Here is a 21,378-nt window from a genome sequence, read left to right on the forward strand (position 1 = left end):
TGGACCGTTCCATGAGGTGGGCACGGTTGTCAAAGGGATTGACACATGGGGAATCAGCTCCCACTGTGGCCTGGACAGGATATGGACCGGTCCAAAGAGGGGCTGTCATGGTGGATGCGCTCGGTGTCGCCGTCGTCGGGTTCGGCTGGATGGGGCGGGTGCACACGCAGGCGTACGCCCGCGTCCGGCACCACTATCCGCAGTTGCCCCTGCGTCCCGAGCTGGTGACGGTGGCCGAGGAGGTGCCGGGCCGGGCCGAGGAGGCCGCCGACCGGTTCGGGTTCGCCCGCGCCACCCGCGACTGGCGCGAGGTGGCCGCCGACCCGCGCGTGCAGGCCGTCAGCATCACCGCGCCCAACTTCCTGCACCGGGAGATCGGCGTGGCGATGGCCGAGGCGGGCAAGCACCTGTGGATCGAGAAGCCGGTGGGCCTGACCGGCGAGGACGCCCGCGCCGTGGCCGACGCGGTCGCCAAGGCCGGCGTCCAGGGCACGGTCGGCTTCAACTACCGCAACGCGCCCGCCGTGGAGGCCGCTCGCGAGCTGATCGCCTCCGGCGGGATCGGCACGGTCACGCATGTGCGCATCCGCCTGTTCAGCGACTACGCGGCGCACCCGGACTCCGCCCTGACCTGGCGGTACGAGCGTGAGCGCGGCGGCAGCGGGGTGCTCGGGGACCTGGCCTCGCACGGCGCGGACCTGGCCCGCTTCCTGCTCGGCGAGATCGCCTCGCTGACCGCCGACACGGCGATCTTCGTCCCGGAGCGGGCCCGCCCGACGGGCGCCACCGCGGGTCACGCGCTCGCCTCAGGCGGCGCGCCGGGCCCGGTCGAGAACGAGGACTACGTCAGCTGCCTGCTGCGGTTCGCCTCCGGTGCGCGCGGGGTCCTGGAGGCCTGCCGGGTCTCGGTCGGCGAGCAGAACAACTACGGCTTCGAGGTCCACGGCACCAAGGGCGCGGTGTCCTGGGACTTCCGCCGGCTGAACGAGCTGGCGGTCAGCCGTGGCACGGCGTACCAGGACCAGCCCGTGAGCACGGTCTACGTCGGCCCGGGCGACGGCGAGTTCGCCGCGTTCCAGCCGGGCGCGGCCAACGCGATGGGCTACGACGACCTGAAGGTCATCGAGGCGTACCGCTTCCTGCGCTCGGTCGCCGAGGGCAGGCCGTACGGCACCACCCTGGCCGACGCGGTGCACAGTGCCGCCGTGCTGGACGCCATGGCGCTGTCGGCCGAGAGCGGGGCGTGGGTCAGCCTGCCGGCGTCGTAGGCATGTTGTAGGGGGTGACCACCTGGATCGCGGACGGCAGGACCGGCCCGGCGGGCGGCAGGGCGCCGTGGTGGCGCATCACCTCGCGGCAGGCCTCGCGCAGGTCGTGCCGCAGGTCGTGGTGGAGGACGGCGGACAGACGGTGCTCGCGCAGCAGGCGGGTGTTGTCGTGGTCGAGGTCGTGGGCGACGAACACCGCGCAGTCGCGGCCGAGGTCGGCGAAGGCCCGCAGGGTGGCGTTGTTGCCGCCGCCGATGGAGTACACGGCACGGATCTCCGGGTCACGCTCCAGAGCGGCGCGGACGAGGTCGTACTGGGTGGCGTCCAGGCCCTGCCCCTCGGCGATCTCCACCAGGGTGCGCTCCGGGTGCCGGGCCCGCATGACGCTGCGGAAGCCCATCTCGCGCTCCTCCTCGTTGCGGAAGAAGCCGCTGCTCAGGCTGGTGAGGACGTTGCCGGGCCGGTCGCCGAGCCACTGGCCCATGAGGTAGGCGGCGGTGGCGCCCGCGGCCCGGTTGTCGCTGCCGACGTAGGCGAGGCGGCCGCTGGCGGGCAGGTCGGTGACCAGGGTGACGACCGGGATGCCGGCCGCGGTGAGCCGGCCGACGGCGGCGGTGACCTCGGGGACGTCCGGCGCCTTGAGGATCACCCCCTGCGAGCCCCGGCGGGCGATCCGGTCCAGCGTGCTGACCTGCTCGGCCGCCGGTCCGGTCTCGCGGAAGTGGAAGCGGGAGCGGACCACGGCCGGGTGCAGCGACGGCAGCTCGGCCTCCAGCGCGGCCCGCACGGCCGTGGTGAACCGCTCCGGTGCCTGCACCACGATGTCGACCATGAAGGTACGGCCGACCAGCCGGACCTGGGTGCGCTGCCGGTCCAGGTCGGCTATCGCCCGGTGCACCTCCTGGGCGGTGCTCTCCCGCACCCCTCCCCTGCCGTTCAGCACGCGGTCCACCGTGGCCTCGCTCAGGCCTGCCTGACGTGCGATTTCCCGGAGGGGGAACGGGTGACCCATGGGCCGGCTCCTTGAGGGGTTTTTGATGGCTGCGTGCTGGTTGTTGGAGGGGTTTGTACTGACAAGAATGACAGCACCGCGTCGGCCCCGTGAACGAAAGAAGGACGACGATGTCCCCCGCCACCGCACAAGGCCGTGCCTGGCTGTCGGAGCAGGACTGCGACCTGGGCACCTTCCGCGCCCTGGTCACGCGGACCACCGATCTCGCCGACTACCCGTACGCCTCGTCGGTGGAGAGCGGCGTTCTCGTCTACGACAGCGAGCGGCTCCTCGCCGGTGCCCGCCGGGACGTGCAGGCCGAGCTGGTCCGGGCGCTCACGGACGGGCCCGGCATCGTGGTCTTCAAGGGCGCCTTCCCCGACCCGGCGGTCGTCGACCGGACGACGGCCGTGTTCGACGCCCTGATCGCCGAGCAGCGCGCCTTTGGCGCGGGCGCCGGGGACCACTTCGCCGAGCCGGGCGCCAACGACCGGGTGTGGAACGCCTTCGAGAAGGCGGCACTGTACGACCCGGAGGCGTTCGCCGACTACTACGCAGGCGACATCCTGGCCCTGGTCTCGGAGGCCTGGCTCGGCCCCGGCTACCAGGTCACCTCGCAGATCAACGTGGTCAACCCGGGCGGCGCGGCCCAGACCGCGCACCGGGACTACCACCTCGGCTTCCTGACCGACGAGGCCGCCGCAGCCTTCCCCGCGCACGTCCACCGCCTCTCCCCCGTGCTCACCCTCCAGGGCGCGGTCGCGCACTGCGACATGCCGGTCGCGTCCGGGCCGACGCTGTACCTGCCGTACTCGCAGCAGTACGAGCCCGGGTACCTGGCCTGGCGGCTCCCGGAGTTCCAGGCCTACTTCGAGGCACACCACGTCCAGCTCCCCCTCGCCAAGGGCGATGCGGCCTTCTTCAACCCGGCGCTCTTCCACGCCGCCGGCACCAACCGCTCCGCGGACATCCGGCGCATGGCCAACCTCCTCCAGGTGTCCTCGGCCTTCGGGCGCGCGATGGAGACGGTGGACCGGGAGGCGGTGGCGAACGCGGTCTTCCCGGTGCTGCTGAAGCGCAAGGCCGAAGGCGCGGGCGAGGAGTGGCTGGAGCGGGTGATCGCCGCGAGCGCCGAGGGCTACTCGTTCCCGACCAACCTCGACAACAACCCTCCGGTCGACGGCCTGGCCCCGCCCTCGCAGGCGGACGTCGTACGGCGGGCGGTACGCGAGGAGTGGACCCCGCGGGCTCTGCGGGACGAGCTGCGGGCCGGCGCCGAGCGGCGCGAGAGCTGAAAGGGCAAGGAACCGATGGGACTTCTCGACGACAAGGTCGTCCTCGTCAACGGCGGTAGTCAGGGTGTCGGCGCCGCGATCGCGCGGGCCGCCGTGCGCGAGGGCGCCACAGTGGCCGTGACCGGGCGCCGCCCCGAACCGGGCGAGGCCCTGGTGGCCGAGCTGTCCGCGGCCGGCGGCAAGGCGCTGTACGTCCAGGCCGACCTGTCGGACGCCGAGCAGGCCAAGAACTCGGTGGCCGAGGTGGTCGACGCGTACGGCCGGATCGACTGCCTGGTGAACTCGGCCGGGCTGACCTCCCGGGGCACGCTGCTGGACACCACGCCCGAGCTGTTCGACGCGCACATCGCGATCAACCTCAAGGGGCCGTTCTTCGCGATGCAGGCGGCGGTCTGCGACATGGTGGCCCGCAAGGCGCCGGGCACGATCGTCAACATCATCACCTCGTCGGCGCACGGCGGGCAGCCGTTCCTCGCGCCGTACGTCGCCGCGAAGGCGGGGCTGGTGGGCCTGACCCGGAATGCGGCGCACGCCCACCGGTGGGACCGGATCCGGATCAACGGCCTGAACATCGGCTGGACCGCGACCGAGGGCGAGGACGCCACCCAGCGCGCCTTCCACGACGCGGGCGACGACTGGCGGGAGCAGGCGGCCGCACGGCTGCCGATGGGCAAGCTCGGCCAGCCGGACGAGATCGCGGACTTCGTGGTCCTCCTGCTGTCCGACCGCTCGGGCGTGGTCACCGGATCGGTGATCGACTGGGACCAGAACGTACTCGGCGGCCTCGACTAGGGCCTGTCCGGCGGATCAGACCCCAGCTCTCCCCTTCAGCACGATCGCACCTTAGGAGCTGCACCCCCATGCGCATTGGAATCCTCGGCCTCGGCCGCATCGGCGCCTTCCACGCCGAGACCCTCTCCGGGCTCGACGCCGTCGAGTCCCTCGTCGTCGCCGACCCGTTCGCGGACGCGGCCAAGGCCGCGGCCGAGCGGTTCGGGGCCGAGGTCGCCGACTCGCCCGAGGCGCTGCTGGCGGCCGGGGTGGACGGCCTGGTCGTCGCGGCGGCCACCGATGCCCACCCGGCACTGATCCTGGCCGGCGTCGAGGCAGGCGTCCCCGTCTTCTGCGAGAAGCCCGTCGCCCGCACCATGGCGGAGGGCGTCGAGGTCCTCAAGGCCGTGCAGGGCAGCGAGGTGCCGATCCAGATCGGCTACAACCGCCGTTTCGACGCGGGCTTCGTCGCCGCACGGGCTGCGGTCCAGGCCGGTGAGCTGGGCAAGCTGCACACGGTCCGCTCGACGACCCTGGACCCGGCGCCCCCGCCGGCCGCGTACGTCGCCGCTTCCGGCGGCATCTTCCGCGACTGCTCCGTGCACGACTTCGACATCATCCGCTGGGTGACCGGCCGCGAGGTGACCGAGGTGTACGCGGTCGGCGGCAACCGGGGTGCCGACTACATCAAGGAGGCGGGCGACGCCGACACCACCGGCGCGATCCTCACCCTGGACGACGGCACGATCGCGGTGGTCTCCAACTCCCGCCACAACGCCCGTGGTTACGACGTCCGTATGGAGCTGCACGGCTTCCAGGACTCGATCGCGGTCGGTCTGGACGACAAGCTGCCGCTGCGCTCGGTGGAGCCGGGCGTGAGTTTCCCGGCGGGCACCCCGCACGACTTCTTCATGGACCGCTTCACCGACGCCTACCGCGCCGAACTCACCGCGTTCACCGAGGTCGTGGCCGGCACCCGCCCCTCCCCATGCACCGTCGAGGACGCCCTGGAGGCGGGCTGGATCGCCGAGGCCTGCACGCTGTCCCTGCACGAGCACCGGCCGGTGACGATCGCCGAGGTGCGCGGGGCCTGAAGACGGATCTCCGTCGGCCGCAGCACCGGACCGGTCCGGGCCCGAGGTCTGCTCGGGCACGGACCGGTGAGATGCAGGTCACACATCTGGAGTGGATGTCACACTCCGGATGCCCGGGGCGCTCTCAGTTCGGAATGGATCCGCGACGAGAGGCCCTGCGATGTCCGACACTGCGACACAGGTGTTCCACGAACACCGTGAGCTGCTGTTCTCCATCGTCTACAACATGCTCGGCAGCGTCGCCGACACCGAGGACGTGGTGCAGGAGACATGGCTGTCGTGGACCGCCAGGAACGAGGCACCGGGCGCGGAGCCGATCGACAACCCGCGCGCCTACCTGGTGCGGATCGCGGTGAACCGGGCGCTCGCCCACCGGGCCACCCTCAGCCGCCGCCGCGAGACGTACATCGGGCCGTGGCTGCCCGAACCGCTCGTCGGCCCTCTCGCCGGCACTCCCGTCCCCGACGATGCCGCTGATGCGGCGGTGCGCGCCGAGTCGGTGTCGATGGCGCTGCTGGTGGTCCTGGAAACCCTCACCCCACTGGAACGCGGGGTGTTCGTCCTGCACGAGGTGTTCGGCTACGCCCACACCGAGATCGCAGAAATCCTCGGCCGCAGTCCCTCGGCGATACGCCAGCTCGCCCATCGCGCCCGCGAGCACGTCCACGCCCGACGCCCCCGCTACGAGCCCGAACCGCGTGTCCGGCAGCAGGTGACCGAACGGTTCCTGGCCGCCGCGCTCGGCGGTGACCTGGACGCCCTCCTGCAGATCCTGGCGCCGGAGGTGACCCTGTGGGGCGACGCCGGAGGCAAGGGCCGGGCGCCGGCGGGCCACAGGCCGCTCCACGGCCGGGACAAGGTCGCCCGCCTGCTCGCCGCTGCCGCCCCCCGCTCCGGCAAGGGCCTCGACATCGCCTACCGCAGCGTCAACGGCGCCCCGTCGGTGCTGCTGTCCGCCGGCGAAACCGCCTGCGCCGTCCTCGTCCTCGACCTCACTGCGGACGGCAACCAGGTGTGCGGGATCTACGTCGTCGCCAATCCCGACAAGCTCTCTCACGTCAACTGAGGACCGGGGAATCCACGTGCTGCGAAAGATGGCGTCCCTGCCCAGTGGCAAGGTGACGAAATGGGTCGTCCTGGCCCTCTGGACGGTTCTGCTGGTCCCGGCCCTCATGCTGGCCGGCAAGCTCGGCGACGTCGAGGAGAACGACAACTCGGCCTGGCTGCCCGGTAACGCGGAGTCGACCAGGATGGTCGAAAGAGCCGAGAAATTCCAGCTCGCCGACACCCTGCCCGCGATCGTGATCTACGACCGGCCCGAGGGCATCACCCCGGCCGACATGACCAAGGCCCGAGCCGACGCCGAAGCCTTCAAGGGCATCAAGAACGTCGTGGGTCAGCCACAGGGCCCGGTGAAGGCCCAGGACGGCAAGGCCGTCCAGACCGTGGTCCAGGTGCGCAAGGACAAGACGGGCTGGGAAGGAATCGGCAAGGTCGTCGACGCGATGAACAGGGTCGGCGAAGAGAACGCGGGTGGGCTCGGGTTCCACGTCACCGGGCCGGCCGGTTACGCCTCCGACTCGATCAAGGCCTTCAGCGGAGGAGGCGGCCTGACAACGATCACAGCGGTGGTGGTGGTCGTGATCCTGCTGCTCACCTACCGCAGCCCCGTGCTGCCCTTGCTGCCCCTGCTGACCGTGGGCGGCGCCCTGGTCATGTCGGAAGCGGTGATCTACCTGCTGGCGAAGCACGCCGGACTCACCGTCAACAAGCAGACGAGCTTCATCCTGACCGTGCTGCTGTTCGGCGCCGCCACCGACTACGCACTCCTGCTCGTCTCGCGGTACCGAGAGGAGTTGCGGCGGCACGAGGACCGGCACGAGGCGATGGCCGAGGCCCTGCACCGCTCCGGTCCCGCGATCACCGCCAGCGCCGCGACCGTCGCGGTCAGCCTGATGCTGCTGATGCTGGCCACCCTCAACTCCACCCAGGGGCTCGGGCCGGCCTGCGCTGTCGGCGTCCTCGTCGGGCTGCTCGCCATGGTCACCCTGATGCCGGCCCTGCTGGTCATCTGCGGCCGCTGGGTCTTCTGGCCGGTACAGCCGTCGTACGGATCGGCCGGGGCGACCAGGGAGGGCATCTGGACCCGGGTCGGCGCGGCCGTCTCGGGCCGACCGCGGATCGTGTGGACCGGCACCGCGCTCGTCCTCGGCGTCATGGCGATCGGGGTGTTCGGGCTCAAGGCCGACGGGCTCTCCGACACGGACCAGTTCACCGACAAGCCGCAGATGGCCGTCGGCGAGGAGATCCAGTCCAGGCACTTCCCGGCCGGGTCGGGCGACCCCGTCTACGTCGTGGCCGAGGCCGCCTCGGCGCAGCAGGTGAGGACCGCACTGTCCGGCGTCCCAGGAGTCGCCGACGTTTCGACGCCGATGGTCAAGGACGGTGAGGCCATCATGCTCGGGGAACTCGGGGACGACCCCAGCAGCACGGCCGCGATGCGCACCGTCGAGCGGGCCAGGACCGCACTCCACCGGATCGGGGGTGCGGATGCCCAGGTCGGCGGCAACACGGCGGTCGTTCTCGACACGCGGGAAGCGGCCGCCCGCGACTCCGAGGTGATCATCCCCATCGTGCTGGTCATGGTGTTCCTCATCCTCGCGCTGCTGCTGCGGGCGGTCGTCGCACCACTGCTGCTCATGGCGACGGTGGTGCTGTCGTTCGCAGCGGCCCTCGGCGTGAGCAGTCTGATGTTCGACCACGTGTTCCACTTCGCCGGGGCAGATGCCTCCTTCCCGCTCCTGACGTTCGTCTTCCTGGTCGCGCTGGGCATCGACTACAACATCTTCCTGGTCACCCGGGTGCGCGAAGAGGCACTGCTGCACGGCACCCGGCGCGGCGCGCTGACGGGCCTGTCCGCCACCGGGGGTGTGATCACCTCAGCGGGTCTGGTGCTGACCGGTACCTTCGCGGCGATGGCCTCGCTGCCGCTGGTGTTCGCGGCCGAGCTCGGGTTCGCGGTGGCGTTCGGTGTGCTGCTGGACACCCTGATCGTCCGCTCGGTGCTGGTCACCGCGCTGACCCTGGACGTGGGTCGATGGATGTGGTGGCCCGGGAAACTGTTCAGGCATCACGACGACCCCCGGCCACCGTCGGGCAGGTCCGACTTCGAACCCGCTCTCGCGGGTACGTGACCACACTCCGCCACGGGCCTTCCGGCGGCGGCCGGAAGGCCCGGTTCACCTGACGCACCGCGCCTGAGCGGCGCTCTCCGTCAACCGCAGTACCGGATCAGCCACTCGTCCGCGTTGTACGCGTCCCGCGCCGGGTCCGGCAGGGTCGCCGGCTTCGTCTCCACCGTGTCCTGTGGGCGTATCCGCTCGGGCAGGCGGCTGAAGCGGTGGGGGGTCGGGGTGCCGTCCCCCTCGGCGGACTGCCGGGGCGTCTGGTGGAGTTGCGTGCGGTGTGCCATGTCGTCCTCCCGTCCTCGCGGGCGTCCCCCGTCGTCAGTCAGAACGCCCGCACGCCTGCGTTGGTTCCCGCCCGTCGCCGGACCGAACCCTTCAGGCCCCGCACGACCTCAGGAACCTGCGCGTCCGCACCGCGATCGGCAGCGGCTTGTCCGGCTCGCACGGGTACATGTCCTGCTCGACGATCGCGAACAGGTCCACCCCGAGCCTCTGCGCCGCCTCCAGGACGGGCCCCAACTCGGGTACGCCGGACGGCGGTTCGCACATCACGCCCCGCTGTACGGCGGGCCCGAACGGCACCTCGTTCGCGACGACCTCGGCGAGGATGTCCGGGTCGACCTGCTTGAGGTGCAGGTAGCCGATGCGCTCGCCGTAGGTCTCGATCAGCTTGACGCTGTCCCCGCCGCAGTACGCGTAGTGCCCGGTGTCCAGGCAGAGGTTGACCAGCTCGGAGTCGGTGGAGTCGAGGAACCGCTCGACGTGGTCCTCGGTGTCGATGTGGGTGTCGGCGTGCGGGTGGACGACGAGCTCGAGGCCGTACGTCTGCTTGACCTCGTGGCCGAGCCGTTCCATGCCCTTGGTCAGGTGCGCCCACTGCTCGGCCGTCAGCTCCGGCGGCTCCAGGATCTCGGCGGTCTTGTCGTCCCGCCAGAAGGAGGGGATGACGACGAGGTGCCGCGCGCCCATGGCCTGGGTGAGGGCGGCGACCTGGCTGACATGGGCCCAGGTCTCCTCCCAGACGGACGGGCCGCGGTGCATGCCGGTGAAGACCGTGCCGGCCGACACCTTCAGCTCCCGCCGGACCAACTCGTCCGTCAGACGGGCCGGGTCGGTGGGGAGATAGCCGTACGGGCCCAGTTCGATCCAGTCGTAGCCGGCCTCGGAGACCTCGTCGAGGAAGCGTTCCCAGGGAACCTGCCGGGGGTCGTCGGGGAACCAGACACCCCACGAGTCGGGGGCCGAGCCGACCCGGATGCGGTCCAGGGCAGGGGGGTTGGCCATGTCAGGGGGTCCCTTCGGGGGAGGTCGCCACGGGAGCGGTGAGGTCTTCCTCTTCCGGGAGTTCCTCGACGTCGACGCCGCGGACCTGGGCCAGCTCGTGCTTGAGGGCTGCGAGTTCGGCGCCGCCGGCCATGTGGTTGGTCAGCTCTTCCAGGCTGACCTCGCTGCGGTCGGCGGAGAGTTCGAGGGTGCCGAGGCGCAGCACGCTGAAGTGGTCGCCGACCATGTAGGCGTGGTGCGGGTTGTGGGTGATGAAGATGACGCCGAGGCCGCGGTCGCGGGCGGCGGCGATGTACTTCAGCACGACGCCGGACTGCTTGACGCCGAGGGCGGCGGTGGGCTCGTCCAGGATCAGCACCCGGGCGCCGAAGTAGACGGCGCGGGCGATGGCCACGCACTGGCGCTGGCCTCCGGAGAGGGTGCCGATGGGCTGTTCCAGGTCGTCCAGGACGATGCCCATGTTGCGCAGTTCCTGGTCGGCGGTCTTCTTCATGCCGGCGATGTCGAGACGGCGGACGGGCCAGGGGCCTTTGGTCATCTCGGAGCCGAGGAAGAAGTTCCGCCACACGGGCATGAGGGGGACGGTGGCGAGGTCCTGGTAGACGGTGGCGATGCCCTTGTCGAGGGCCTCGCGTGGGGTGGAGAAGCGCACCGGGGTGCCGTCCACGAGGAAGTCGCCCTCGGTGTGCTGGTGCAGCCCCGAGATGATCTTGATGAGGGTGGACTTGCCGGCGCCGTTGTCACCGAGGACGCAGGTGACCTTGCCGGGGTGCACGGCCAGGCTCACACCGTGCAGGGCGCGGATGTTGCCGTAGGACTTGCCCGCACCGCGCAGTTCCACGATCGGGCCGTCATCGGCGGGGACGGCGTCCTGGAGGATGGCGCCGTGGGTTCCGGTTCCGTTGCTTGTCATCGGGTCCTACCTCCGGGTCGCCGTGCGCTGGACCCACAGATTGATCAGGACGGCGCCGAGCAGCATCACGCCGAGGAACGCCTTGAACCAGTCGGGGTTCCAGCCGGCGAAGACGATGCCCTGGTTCACCATGCCGAACATGAACGCGCCGAACACCGGGCCGATCGCGGAGCCGGAGCCGCCGGTGAGCAGGCAGCCGCCGATGACGGCCGCGGCGATGTAGATCAGCTCCTGGCCGACGCCCTCGCCGGACTGCACGGTGTTGAACGAGAACAGGTTGTGCATGCCGATGAACCAGGCACCGAAACCGACCAGCATGAACAGAGTGATCTTGGTGAAGTTCACCGGGACACCGACGGCGCGGGCGCTCTCCTTGTTGCCGCCGACGGCGAAGATCCAGTTGCCGTACTTGGTACGCAGCAGCACCCAGGTGGCGATGGCCGCGAAGGCCAGCCAGTAGAAGACCGTGATCTTCACCTCGACGCCGCCGATGTCGACGGAGGACGCGAAGATCTTCTTCGCCTGGTCGAAGCCGTCCATGTTGCTGATGTCGTCGGTGGCGACGTTGCCGGTGACCAGCTTGGTCACGGCGAGGTTGGCACCCTGCAGGATCAGGAAGGTGCCGAGGGTGACCAGGAAGCTGGGCAGTCCGGTCTTGACCACCATCCAGCCGTTGAAGGCGCCGACGGCGAGCGAGACGATCAGGGCGACGATCACGCCCATCCACACGTTCAGCGTCAGCTGGTAGCTGAGCATGCTCGCGGTGAGCGCGGAGCTGATCACCGCGACACCGGAGGACAGGTCGAACTCGCCGCCGATCATCAGCAGGGCCACCGGAAGGGCCATGATGCCGATGGTCGAGGACTGGTAGAGGACGGTGGCCATCGAGCTGCCCTGACGCAGCGAGGGCGCGGCGATCAGGAAGAAGATCAGGACGGCCACGGCGCCGAGGAAGACACCCACTTCGGGCCGGGCCAGCAGCCGCAGCACCAGGGGGCGCCGGGTGGTGCGGCCGTCGGTCGCCCTGGGGCCGGACGCCGGCGGTCTGCCGACCGCCGGCTCAGCCTGCTGGGTCATGCTCATCACCGGGTGCCCTTCGCGGCGAACTGGGCGACCTGGTCGACGTTGGACTTGTCGACGAAGGCCGGGCCGGTGAGCACGGGCTGCTCGCCGCCGCCGCTGTAGTTGCCGTTGTTCTTGTACAGCCACAGGGAGTCGATCGCCAGGTAGCCCTGCAGATACGGCTGCTGGTCCACCGCGAACTGGATGTCGCCCTTCTTGATGGCGCTGGTCAGCTGGTTGTTCAGGTCGAACGTGGCGACCTTGGCCTTGCTGCCGGCGTCTCCCGCCGACTGCACGGCGGTCAGCGCGTAGGGGGCGCCGAGGGTGACCACGTAGTCGATGGCGCTGTCCTGCTTGAGCTTGGCCGTGATCGTCGACTTCACGGACGGCATGTCGGTGCCGTTCACGTACAGCGTCTCAGTCGTGCCGGAAAACGTCTTCTTCACCCCGTCGCAGCGCTGGGTGAGGCCGATGTTGCCCTGCTCCTGGATCACACAGACGGCCTTCTTGGCGCCGACCTCGTTCAGCTTCTTGCCGAACGCCTCGCCCGCCACGCCCTCGTCCTGGCCGAAGAACTCCAGCAGGCCGAGCTTCTTCCAGTCGCTGACGCCGGAGTTCAGTCCGACCACAGGTATCTTCGCCGCGCCCGCCTTGCTGACCACGTCCTTCATCGCGTCCGGCTTGGCCAGCGTGATCGCGATCCCGTCGACCTTCTGGTCGACCGCGTTCTGCACCAGGTTGGCCTGGTTACCGGCGTTCGGGTCGGAGGAGTAGATCAGCTTGATGTTGTCCTTTGCGGCAGCGGCCTCGGCCCCCTTGCGGACGATGTCCCAGAAGGTGTCGCCCGGCGACTGGTGGGTGACCAGCGCGACCGTCATCCGGGGGGTGTTCGCCTTGCCCGCCGAGGCGTCCGACCCTCCCTCTTCGGCCTTCTTCCCCCCGGAGCTGCTGGAGCAGCCGGCGAGGGTGAGGGCTGCCGCGGCGGCCACAGCCACAACGGGGGCCAGTCTGCGGGAGCGGGAGTGGGAAGAGCGGTCCATCGTTCCTGCACCTCACTGTGCTACGGGGGAAGGGACGCTGTTGCGTTGGGACGGGATACAAGTCCCTACGGAGCCCGCTGTCAATACTTTGTTAAGACATCATTTCACGAACAGGTCCGAATGTAAGTACAAACCATTGACAGCACCGCCTGTCCGCACCTACACCTGAGAGGCATGAGCCACTCGACGAGTGAAGCGACGAGCCGTCTGACCGTCGCCCAGGCGCTGGTGCGGTTCCTGTCCGCCCAGTACACCGCACGCGACGGCGAACGGCACCGGCTGATCACCGGCACCTGGGGCATCTTCGGCCACGGCAACGTGGCCGGCATCGGCCAGGCGCTGCTCGAGTACAGCGACGTCATGCCATACCATCAGGGCCGCAACGAGCAGGCGATGGTGCACGCGGCCGTCGGACACGCCCGCCAGCTCGACCGCCTCTCGGCGCAGGCCGTGACGACGTCCATCGGCCCTGGCGCGACCAACCTGGTCACCGGCGCCGCCCTGGCCACCGTCAACCGGCTGCCCGTACTGCTCCTGCCCGGCGACTACTTCGCCACCCGCCCGGCCGACCCGCTGCTGCAACAGCTGGAGCACCCCGGCCAGTTCGACATGTCGGTCAACGACACCCTGCGCCCGGTCTCCCGCTACTTCGACCGGATCACCCGCCCCGAGCAGCTCATCCCGTCTGCGCTCCAGGCCATGCGCATCCTCGCCGACCCGGCCGAGACCGGCGCCGTCACCCTCGCCCTGCCGCAGGACGTACAGGCGGAGGCGTACGACTGGCCCGAGGAGTTCTTCGCCGAGCGCGTCTGGACCGTACGCCGTCCCGCGCCGGACCCGGCCGAGCTGGCAGAGGCAGTCCGGGCGATCCGGGCCGCGCACCGGCCGCTCGTCATCGCGGGCGGCGGAGTCCATCACAGCCGCGCCGAGGACGCGCTGAAGGCCCTCGCGGACGCGACCGGCATCCCGGTCGCCGCCACCCAGGCCGGCAAGGGCTCCCTGCGCCACGACCACCCGGCCGACCTCGGCGGCATCGGCCACACCGGCACCGCGGTCGCCGACGACCTCGCCCGCACCGCCGACCTGGTCATCGGCGTCGGCACCCGCTACACGGACTTCACCACCGCCTCCGGCACCCTCTTCCAGAACCCGGAGGTCCGCTTCCTCAACCTCAACATCACCGCCTTCGACGCCCACAAGCTGGCCGCCCGGACCGTGGTGGCCGACGCGCGGGCCGCCCTGGAGGCGCTCACCGCGCAGCTGGCCGGCTTCCGTGTCGACCCGGCGTACGAGGCCGGGTACCGGGCCGGCAAGGAGCGCTGGGAGCAGGTCGTCGAGGCGGCCTACCGGGCCGGTGACGAGGACGCCGTACCGACCCAGACGCAGGTGCTCGGCGCGCTGGACGCGGTCGTCGGGGACGAGGACGTGGTCATCAACGCGGCGGGCTCGCTCCCCGGCGACCTGCACAAGCTGTGGCGGACCCGCTCCCGGCGCCAGTACCACCTGGAGTACGGCTTCTCGTGCATGGGCTACGAGATCCCGGCCGCGATCGGCGTCCAGCAGGCGGCCCCGGACACGGCGGTGTGGGCACTGGTCGGCGACGGCACGTATCTGATGATGCCGACCGAGATCGTCACCGCCGTCCAGGAGGGGCTGCCCGTCAAGCTGGTCCTGATCCAGAACCACGGGTACGCCTCCATCGGCGGCCTGTCGGAGTCGGTCGGCGGCGAGCGCTTCGGCACCGCCTACCGCTACCGCGCGGCCGACGGCACCTTCAGCGGCGCACCGCTGCCCGTGGACCTGGCCGCCAACGCCGCGAGCCTCGGCATGGACGTCCTGCGCGCCAAGACGGTGCGGGAGCTGCGCGAGGCGCTCGCCACCGCACGGGCTGCCGATGCCCCCACCTGCGTCTACGTCGAGACGGACACCTCAAGCCCAGCACCCACCGCTCCCGGGGCCGAGGCCTGGTGGGACGTACCGGTCGCCGAGGCCGCCACCCGCGAGGCGGCCCTGCGCGCCCGCGAGGACTACGACCGCCAGGTCGCCGGCCGCCGCCGGCACCTGTGAACCACCCCGCCCTGTCCGCACTCTGGAAGGAGGTGCCCCGTGGCGAGGACCGGTGACTCCGCTCGTCCCGTGACCGTCTCCGCGCTCGAATCCGTGACCTTCGACCTGGACCGCACGAGTCCGGTGCCGCTCTACTACCAGCTCGCCCAGCAGCTGGAGGCGGCGATCGAACACGGGATCCTCGCCCCGGGGAACCTCCTGGGCAACGAGGTCGACCTGTCCGTGCGCCTCGGCCTGTCCCGGCCCACCGTCCGCCAGGCGATCCAGTCCCTGGTCGACAAGGGGCTGCTGGTGCGGCGCCGCGGTGTCGGGACCCAGGTGGTGCACAGCCAGGTCAAACGGCCCCTCGAGCTGAGCAGCCTCTACGACGACCTGGAGTCGGCCGGGCAGGGCCCGACCACCCGGGTGCTGCGCAACGAACGCGTCCCGGCGAGCGCCGACGTGGCCGCGGCCCTCGGCATCGCGGAGGGCGCCGAGGTCGTCGTGCTGGAGCGGCTGCGCTGCACCCACGGCCAGCCGGTGGCGTTCCTGTGCAACTACCTGCCCGCGGCCCTGCTCGAACTCGACACCGAGCGGCTGGAGTCGACGGGCCTGTACCGGATGATGCGCTCGGCCGGCATCACGCTGCACAGCGCCCGCCAGTCCGTCGGCGCCCGCAGCGCCACCGACGAGGAGGCCGCCCTGCTGGACGAGAAGGAGGGCGCGGCCCTGCTCACCATGCAGCGCACCGCCTACGACGACACCGGCCGGCCGGTGGAGTACGGCAGCCATGTCTACCGCGCATCGAGGTACGCCTTCGACTTCCAGCTGCTGGTCAGACCCTGACCGCCGCTGGTCAGACCCGGAAACGGAATCACTCGTGTTCACACAGCCCCCGCGGCCGCACCTGCCGCGGGGGCTCAGGTGCCTTCTGTTCAACGAAGTTGCAGGTAACGATGACGATTACGTTTCGGGCAAGAGACACCCGAGTGCGACCGGAGCTATTGACGCATGAGCGGACATGGGGCTGTTATTACGCCACGATGTTCGGTCGAGTTGGTTTCTGATCGGTTTCGAGGACCTTTCGGTGATCGACTCATCCCCTTGGCCGAACCCTGTATGCCTCAGGAGCCGCCATGCGCCTCTCCCCCTCCGGTCTTTCGGTCCCGGGTCCCAGCCGTCGCTCGTTGCTGCGTGGAGCGGGCGGTGCCGCCCTCCTCGCGGGTGCCGGCATACCCCTGCTGTCCGCCTGCGGCGGCAGCGGTTCGTCCTCCGACCCGAAGACCGTCACCCTCGGCTCCAACGCCTCCGACGCCGTGCCGAAGAAGGCCTTCGCGGAGATCTACGCGGCCTTCAAGAAGCAGTCGGGCATCACGGTCGATGTCAACACGAAGGACCACAACACCTTCCAGGAGCAGATCAACTCCTACCTGCAGGGCACCCCGGACGACGTGTTCAACTGGTTCGCCGGCTACCGCATGCAGTTCTTCGCGGCGAAGAAGCTGGCCACGCCGATCGACGACGTGTGGGCCAAGATCGGGGACAACTTCCCCGACGCGATGAAGAAGCTCGCCAAGGGCGAGGACGGCAAGTACTACTTCGTCCCGCTGTACACGTACCCGTGGGCGCTCTTCTACCGCAAGAGCGTCTTCCAGCAGCACGGTTACAAGGTCCCCGCCACCTGGGACGAGCTGGTCGCCCTCTGCAAGCAGATGAAGAAGGACGGCCTGGTCCCGATCGCCTTCGGCGACAAGGACGCCTGGCCGGCGATGGGCACCTTCGACCAGATCAACTTCCGCCTCAACGGCTACGACTTCCACGTCGAACTGATGGGCGGCAAGGCCTCCTGGACCGACGCCAAGGTGAAGGCCGTCTTCGACCACTGGAGCGAGATCCTCCCCTACCACCAGGACGGCTTCATGGGCCGCACCTGGCAGGACGCCGCACAGACCCTGGTGTCCAAGAAGGCCGGCATGTACCTGCTGGGCTCCTTCGTGGCGCAGCAGTTCACCAGCAAGGCCGACCTGGACGACCTCGACTTCTTCGCCTTCCCGGAGATCAACTCCGCCTACGGCCAGGACACCGTCGAGGCACCGACCGACGGGTTCATGGTCAGCAAGGCCCCGAAGAACAAGGCGGGTGTCACCAAGCTCCTCGAGTACCTGGGCACGCCCGAGGCCGAGGCGATCTACCTGAAGGCCGACTCCAGCGTGGTGGCCGCCTCCAGCAAGGCCGACACCTCCTCGTACACGCCGCTGCAGAAGAAGGCGTACGAAATGATCAGCGGCGCCAAGAACCTCACCCAGTTCATGGACCGCGACAGCCGCCCGGACTTCACCTCCACGGTGATGCAGCCCGCACTGCAGAAGTTCCTCCAGAATCCCAAGGGCGTGGACAGCTTGCTGTCGTCGATCGAACGCCAGAAGAAGACGATCTTCGCGTCCTCGTGAGCAGCGGCATGACGACCGATACGACGACGAAGACCCCGGAGGCGGCCGCCGTGCCGCCTCCGGGCGCCGCTTCCCGCACTGCGCGGGCCAGGCAGGGCCACCGGCGCCTGCTGACCCGCCGTGACCGGTTCACGCTCGCCCTGATGGCGGGCGTGCCCACGGTCCTGCACGTGGCCCTGGTCTGGGTCACCGCCCTCGCCTCCATCGCGCTCGCCTTCACCAGCTGGGACGGCATCGGGTTCAGCTCGATCAAGTGGGTGGGCCTCGACAACTTCCAACAACTCTTCAACGACAACCCGCAGTTCTGGCCGGCCGTCCAGCACAACATCATCTGGTTCGTGGTGCTGATCCTGATCCCCACGCCGCTCGGCCTGTTCCTGGCCGTGCAGCTGGACAAGAAGATCCGCTTCAGCCGCGTCTACCAGACCGCCTTCTTCCTGCCGGTCGTGATGTCGCTGGCGGTCACCGGATTCGTCTGGCAACTCATCTACAACCCCGACACCGGCCTGATCAACAGCCTCATCGGGGCCAACAAGCCCGGCCACTACATCGACTGGATCGGCGACCCGCACCTCAACCTGTGGGCCGTCCTGGTCGCCGCGTCCTGGCGGCACACCGGCTACATGATGATCCTGTACCTGGCCGGTCTGAAGGGCGTGGACCCGTCCCTGCGCGAGGCCTCGTCCCTGGACGGTGCCAACGAGTGGCAGACCTTCAAGAACGTCATCTTCCCGACGCTGCGTCCCACGAACACCGTCGTCCTGGTCGTCACCATCATCGAGGCCCTGCGCGCCTTCGACCTGGTCTTCGTCTTCAACAAGGGCGCCCAGGGCACCGAGCTGCTGTCGATCCTGATCACCAACAACATCATCGGCGAGTCCAGCCGGATCGGATACGGATCGGCGATCGCCGTCGTCCTGCTGGTGATCTCGCTCGCCGTGATCATCCCGTACCTGGTGGCGACCTTCCGGAAGGAGCGGCGCGCATGAGCACCCCCACCGTCGCGCTCGACCTGAAGCAGCGCACCCCCCTGCGCCCGGCCAGGGTCCTGCTGCACGTGTTCCTCGTCGTCACCTCGCTGGCCTGGCTCGGCCCGCTGCTGTGGGCGGTGTTCGCGGCCCTGCGGCCGTACTCCGAGACCAGCACCAAGGGCTATGTCTCCTGGCCGGACAAGCTGAGCTTCGACAACTTCACGAACGCGTTCAAGCAGTCCGACATGATGCACTACTTCGGCAACACGCTGCTGATCGCGGTACCGGCGGTCCTGCTGACGCTGCTGCTGTCGTCGATGGTCGCGTTCTACGTCAGCCGCTTCGACTTCCGGCTCAACGTCTTCCTGCTGCTGGTCTTCACGGCCGGCAACCTGCTGCCGCAGCAGGTCATCATCACCCCGCTGTACCGGATGTACCTGCTGATCAACCTGCCGGGCATCACGGTCAGCGGCAAGCTGTACGACTCCGCGCTGGGCCTGGTGCTCATCCACGTGGCGTTCCAGTCCGGGTTCTGCGCGTTCGTGCTGAGCAACTACATGCGCATGCTGCCGCACGAGCTGACCGAGGCCGCGCTGGTCGACGGCGCGTCGGCGTGGCGGATGTACTGGCAGATCGTGCTGCCGCTGTGCAAGCCCGCGATGGCGGCCCTGGCGACGTTGCTGTCCATCTGGATCTACAACGACTTCTTCTGGGCCATCGTGCTGATCTCCACCGGCGAGAACATGCCGATCACCTCGGCCCTGAACAACCTCTCCGGGCAGTACTTCACCGACCCCAACCTGGTCGCCGCCGGCGCCCTGCTCACCGCGATCCCCACCCTGATCGTGTACTTCGTGCTGCAGCGCCAGTTCGTCAGCGGCCTCACCCTGGGCGCCAACAAGGGCTGAGGCGTGCACGTGAAAGAGAACGCAGAGAACGAAGAGAACGAAGAGAACGCTGTGAAACGCACCCTGTCCGTCCCCGGCCTCGCCTACGGCGGCGACTACAACCCCGAACAGTGGCCCGAGGAGGTGTGGGCCGAGGACATGCGCCTGATGCGCGAGGCCGGGGTGAGCATGGTCAGCGTCGGCATCTTCTCCTGGGCCCTGCTGGAGCCCTCCGAGGGCGTCTACGACTTCTCGCGCATGGACCGGATCCTGGACCTGCTGCACGAGAACGGCATCGCCGCCGACCTGGCCACGCCCACGGCGGCGCCGCCGGCGTGGTTCTTCCGCGCCCACCCCGAGGCACTGCCGGTCGACCGTGACGGCCGCACCCTGTCCTACGGCAGCCGCCAGACGTTCTGCCCGTCCAGCCCCGCCTACCGCGAGGCGGCCCTGCGCATCGCGGGCGCGCTGGCCGAGCGGTACGCCGGGCATCCGGCCGTGGCCATGTGGCACGTGCACAACGAGTACGGCTGCCACAACGCGGCCTGCTACTGCGACACCAGCGCGGCGGCCTTCCGCCGCTGGCTGCGGGCCCGCTACGGCGATGACCTGGCAGCCCTCAACAACGCCTGGGGCACCACCTTCTGGAGCCAGTGGTACTACGCCTGGGAGGAGATCCTGCCGCCCCGCGCCACCGGCGCCGTACCCAACCCGACGCACCAGCTGGACTGGCGCCGCTTCTGCTCGGACGAGCTGCTGTCGCTGTACACGGCGGAACGGGACGTGCTGCGGGCGGCGGCCCCTTCGGTCCCGGCCACCACCAACTTCATGGTGATGGCCACCTTCGACGCCCTCGACTACTGGCGCTGGGCACCGGAGCTGGACGTCGTCGCCAACGACCACTACCTGATGTCCACCGACCCCGAGTCGCAGATCGACATAGCGCTGAGCGGCGATCTGATGCGCTCGCTCGCCGGCGGCCCGTGGCTGCTGATGGAGCACTCCACGGGCGCGGTCAACTGGCAGCCCGTCAACCGGGCGAAGAATCCGGGTGAGTTGCGCCGCAACGCCCTCGCCCATGTGGCGCGCGGGGCGGACGGGATCGCCTACTTCCAGTGGCGGGCGGCGAAGGCGGGTGCCGAGCAGTGGCACTCGGCGATGCTGCCGCACGCGGGCACCGACAGCCGGATCTGGCAGGACGTGGTCCGGCTCGGCGCCGATCTGAAGGCCCTGGCGGAGGTGCGCGGCAGCACGGTCCCCGCCGAGGTGGCGATCGTCTGGGACTGGAACGCGCGCTGGGCCCTGGAGCTGCCCTCCCAGCCGAGCGGCGAGCTGCGCTACCTGGACCTGGTCCGGTCCTGGTACGAGCCGCTGTGGCGGTCGGGCATCGCCGTGGACTTCGTCCGCCCGGACGCGGATCTCTCCGGCTACCGGCTGGTCCTGGCCCCGAACCTGTACCTGGTCGACGACACGGGCGCGGCGAACCTCACGGCGTACGCCGAGCGCGGCGGCACGCTCGCCGTCGGCTTCCACAGCGGCGCCGTGGACGAGAACTGCCATGTGCGGCTGGGCGGTTACCCGGGGGCGTTCCGTGCGGTGCTGGGCGTGCGCTCCGACGAGCCGTTCCCGCTGCTGCCCGGAGAACCGGTCGCCCTGAGCGGTGCCGTGCCAGGCGGTGCGACGGGCACGCTGTGGTCGGAGCGGCTGCGGCTGGAGGGCGCCGAGGCGGTCGCGGCGTACGCGGACGGCCCTCTGGCCGGCACGCCCGCGGTGACCCGGCGCGCACACGGCACCGGTGCCGCCTGGTATCTGGCCACGCTGCCCGACCCGGCCACGCTGGCCGCGCTCCTGGACCGCATCCGCACCGAGGCGGGCGTGGAACCGGTCTGCACCTCGCCGCCCGGTGTGGAGGTGGTCCGGCGGCGCGGCACGGACGCGGACTACCTCTTCCTCGTCGACCACACAGGCCACGGCGCCTCGGTCCCGGTCCGCCCCGGGGCGACGGAGCTGCTCACCGGCAAGGTGGTGCACGACTCGGTCACGGTCCCGCCGGGCGAGATCGCCGTCGTGCGGGAACCACGGGTGGGGCAAGGGAAGTGACGGTTGCCCAGCGACCGT

Annotated in this window: 18 protein-coding genes; 12 read left to right on the forward strand and 6 right to left on the reverse strand. The window is 69.9% G+C overall.

What is annotated here, in order from left to right; all coding sequences use genetic code 11:
* Nucleotides 1–107: 107 nt before the first annotated feature.
* Nucleotides 108–1,268, forward strand: a complete 1,161-nt coding sequence (locus tag AQI88_RS01230) for a Gfo/Idh/MocA family protein (protein ID WP_066990303.1) — start codon at nt 108–110, stop codon at nt 1,266–1,268.
* On the opposite strand, the gene AQI88_RS01235 is transcribed toward AQI88_RS01230, so the two are convergent.
* The gene (locus AQI88_RS01235) at nt 1,249–2,280 is read right to left on the reverse strand and encodes a LacI family DNA-binding transcriptional regulator (RefSeq protein ID WP_066990306.1); all 1,032 of its coding nucleotides are present in this window, start codon (nt 2,278–2,280) and stop codon (nt 1,249–1,251) included. The two genes, AQI88_RS01230 and AQI88_RS01235, sit on opposite strands and share 20 nt — an antisense overlap.
* A 110-nt stretch (nt 2,281–2,390) precedes the next feature.
* On the opposite strand from AQI88_RS01235, the gene AQI88_RS01240 reads away from it, so the two are divergent.
* The 5 genes from AQI88_RS01240 to AQI88_RS01260 all read left to right on the forward strand — a co-directional run bounded on the left by AQI88_RS01240 (nt 2,391) and on the right by AQI88_RS01260 (nt 8,613).
* On the forward strand, nt 2,391–3,554 hold the full coding sequence (locus AQI88_RS01240) for a phytanoyl-CoA dioxygenase family protein (RefSeq protein WP_066990309.1): 1,164 nt from the start codon (nt 2,391–2,393) through the stop codon (nt 3,552–3,554).
* A gap of 15 nt (nt 3,555–3,569) precedes the next feature.
* Nucleotides 3,570–4,346, forward strand: a complete 777-nt coding sequence (locus AQI88_RS01245) for an SDR family oxidoreductase (RefSeq protein ID WP_066990312.1) — start codon at nt 3,570–3,572, stop codon at nt 4,344–4,346.
* Between the two features lie 68 nt (nt 4,347–4,414).
* Nucleotides 4,415–5,419, forward strand: coding sequence for a Gfo/Idh/MocA family protein (locus AQI88_RS01250; protein WP_066990315.1), 1,005 nt, complete (start codon nt 4,415–4,417; stop codon nt 5,417–5,419).
* Nucleotides 5,420–5,579: 160 nt separating this feature from the next.
* Nucleotides 5,580–6,485, forward strand: coding sequence for an RNA polymerase sigma factor SigJ (gene sigJ / locus AQI88_RS01255; protein ID WP_244184006.1), 906 nt, complete (start codon nt 5,580–5,582; stop codon nt 6,483–6,485).
* A gap of 28 nt (nt 6,486–6,513) precedes the next feature.
* On the forward strand, nt 6,514–8,613 hold the full coding sequence (locus AQI88_RS01260; protein WP_066991552.1) for an MMPL family transporter: 2,100 nt from the start codon (nt 6,514–6,516) through the stop codon (nt 8,611–8,613).
* Nucleotides 8,614–8,693: 80 nt separating this feature from the next.
* Here the strand turns inward: AQI88_RS01260 and AQI88_RS01265 are convergent, their stop codons facing one another.
* The 5 genes from AQI88_RS01265 to AQI88_RS01285 form a co-directional block, all read right to left on the reverse strand.
* Entirely contained in the window at nt 8,694–8,891 is a 198-nt protein-coding gene (locus AQI88_RS01265; RefSeq protein WP_066990321.1) for a hypothetical protein, read from the reverse strand.
* 91 nt (nt 8,892–8,982) lie between these two features.
* Nucleotides 8,983–9,891 (reverse strand): sugar phosphate isomerase/epimerase family protein, encoded by a 909-nt coding sequence (locus tag AQI88_RS01270; RefSeq protein ID WP_066990324.1) that lies wholly within the window; start codon nt 9,889–9,891, stop codon nt 8,983–8,985.
* A 1-nt stretch (nt 9,892) separates the two neighbouring features.
* On the reverse strand, nt 9,893–10,804 hold the full coding sequence (locus AQI88_RS01275) for an ATP-binding cassette domain-containing protein (protein ID WP_066990327.1): 912 nt from the start codon (nt 10,802–10,804) through the stop codon (nt 9,893–9,895).
* A gap of 6 nt (nt 10,805–10,810) precedes the next feature.
* Nucleotides 10,811–11,887 (reverse strand): ABC transporter permease, encoded by a 1,077-nt coding sequence (locus AQI88_RS01280; protein ID WP_066990330.1) that lies wholly within the window; start codon nt 11,885–11,887, stop codon nt 10,811–10,813.
* Complete coding sequence (locus AQI88_RS01285; RefSeq protein WP_066990332.1) at nt 11,887–12,906, reverse strand: sugar ABC transporter substrate-binding protein; 1,020 nt, start codon at nt 12,904–12,906, stop codon at nt 11,887–11,889. Before AQI88_RS01285 ends, AQI88_RS01280 begins: the two co-directional genes overlap by 1 nt.
* Nucleotides 12,907–13,080: 174 nt before the next feature.
* On the opposite strand from AQI88_RS01285, the gene iolD reads away from it, so the two are divergent.
* The 6 genes from iolD (at nt 13,081) to AQI88_RS01315 (ending at nt 21,360) form a co-directional block, all read left to right on the forward strand.
* On the forward strand, nt 13,081–14,973 hold the full coding sequence (gene iolD, locus AQI88_RS01290) for a 3D-(3,5/4)-trihydroxycyclohexane-1,2-dione acylhydrolase (decyclizing) (RefSeq protein ID WP_066990336.1): 1,893 nt from the start codon (nt 13,081–13,083) through the stop codon (nt 14,971–14,973).
* A gap of 39 nt (nt 14,974–15,012) precedes the next feature.
* Nucleotides 15,013–15,798, forward strand: a complete 786-nt coding sequence (locus AQI88_RS01295; protein WP_066990339.1) for a GntR family transcriptional regulator — start codon at nt 15,013–15,015, stop codon at nt 15,796–15,798.
* A 290-nt stretch (nt 15,799–16,088) separates the two neighbouring features.
* Entirely contained in the window at nt 16,089–17,402 is a 1,314-nt protein-coding gene (locus tag AQI88_RS01300; protein ID WP_066990343.1) for an ABC transporter substrate-binding protein, read from the forward strand.
* Nucleotides 17,403–17,410: 8 nt separating this feature from the next.
* Complete coding sequence (locus AQI88_RS01305; RefSeq protein ID WP_066990346.1) at nt 17,411–18,391, forward strand: carbohydrate ABC transporter permease; 981 nt, start codon at nt 17,411–17,413, stop codon at nt 18,389–18,391.
* On the forward strand, nt 18,388–19,281 hold the full coding sequence (locus AQI88_RS01310; RefSeq protein ID WP_066990349.1) for a carbohydrate ABC transporter permease: 894 nt from the start codon (nt 18,388–18,390) through the stop codon (nt 19,279–19,281). Before AQI88_RS01305 ends, AQI88_RS01310 begins: the two co-directional genes overlap by 4 nt.
* Before the next feature lie 51 nt (nt 19,282–19,332).
* Entirely contained in the window at nt 19,333–21,360 is a 2,028-nt protein-coding gene (locus AQI88_RS01315) for a beta-galactosidase (protein ID WP_066991555.1), read from the forward strand.
* The last annotated feature ends 18 nt before the right edge of the window (nt 21,361–21,378 follow it).

The organism is Streptomyces cellostaticus (assembly GCF_001513965.1).
In the GTDB taxonomy this organism is placed as follows: Bacteria; Actinomycetota; Actinomycetes; order Streptomycetales; family Streptomycetaceae; genus Streptomyces; species Streptomyces cellostaticus.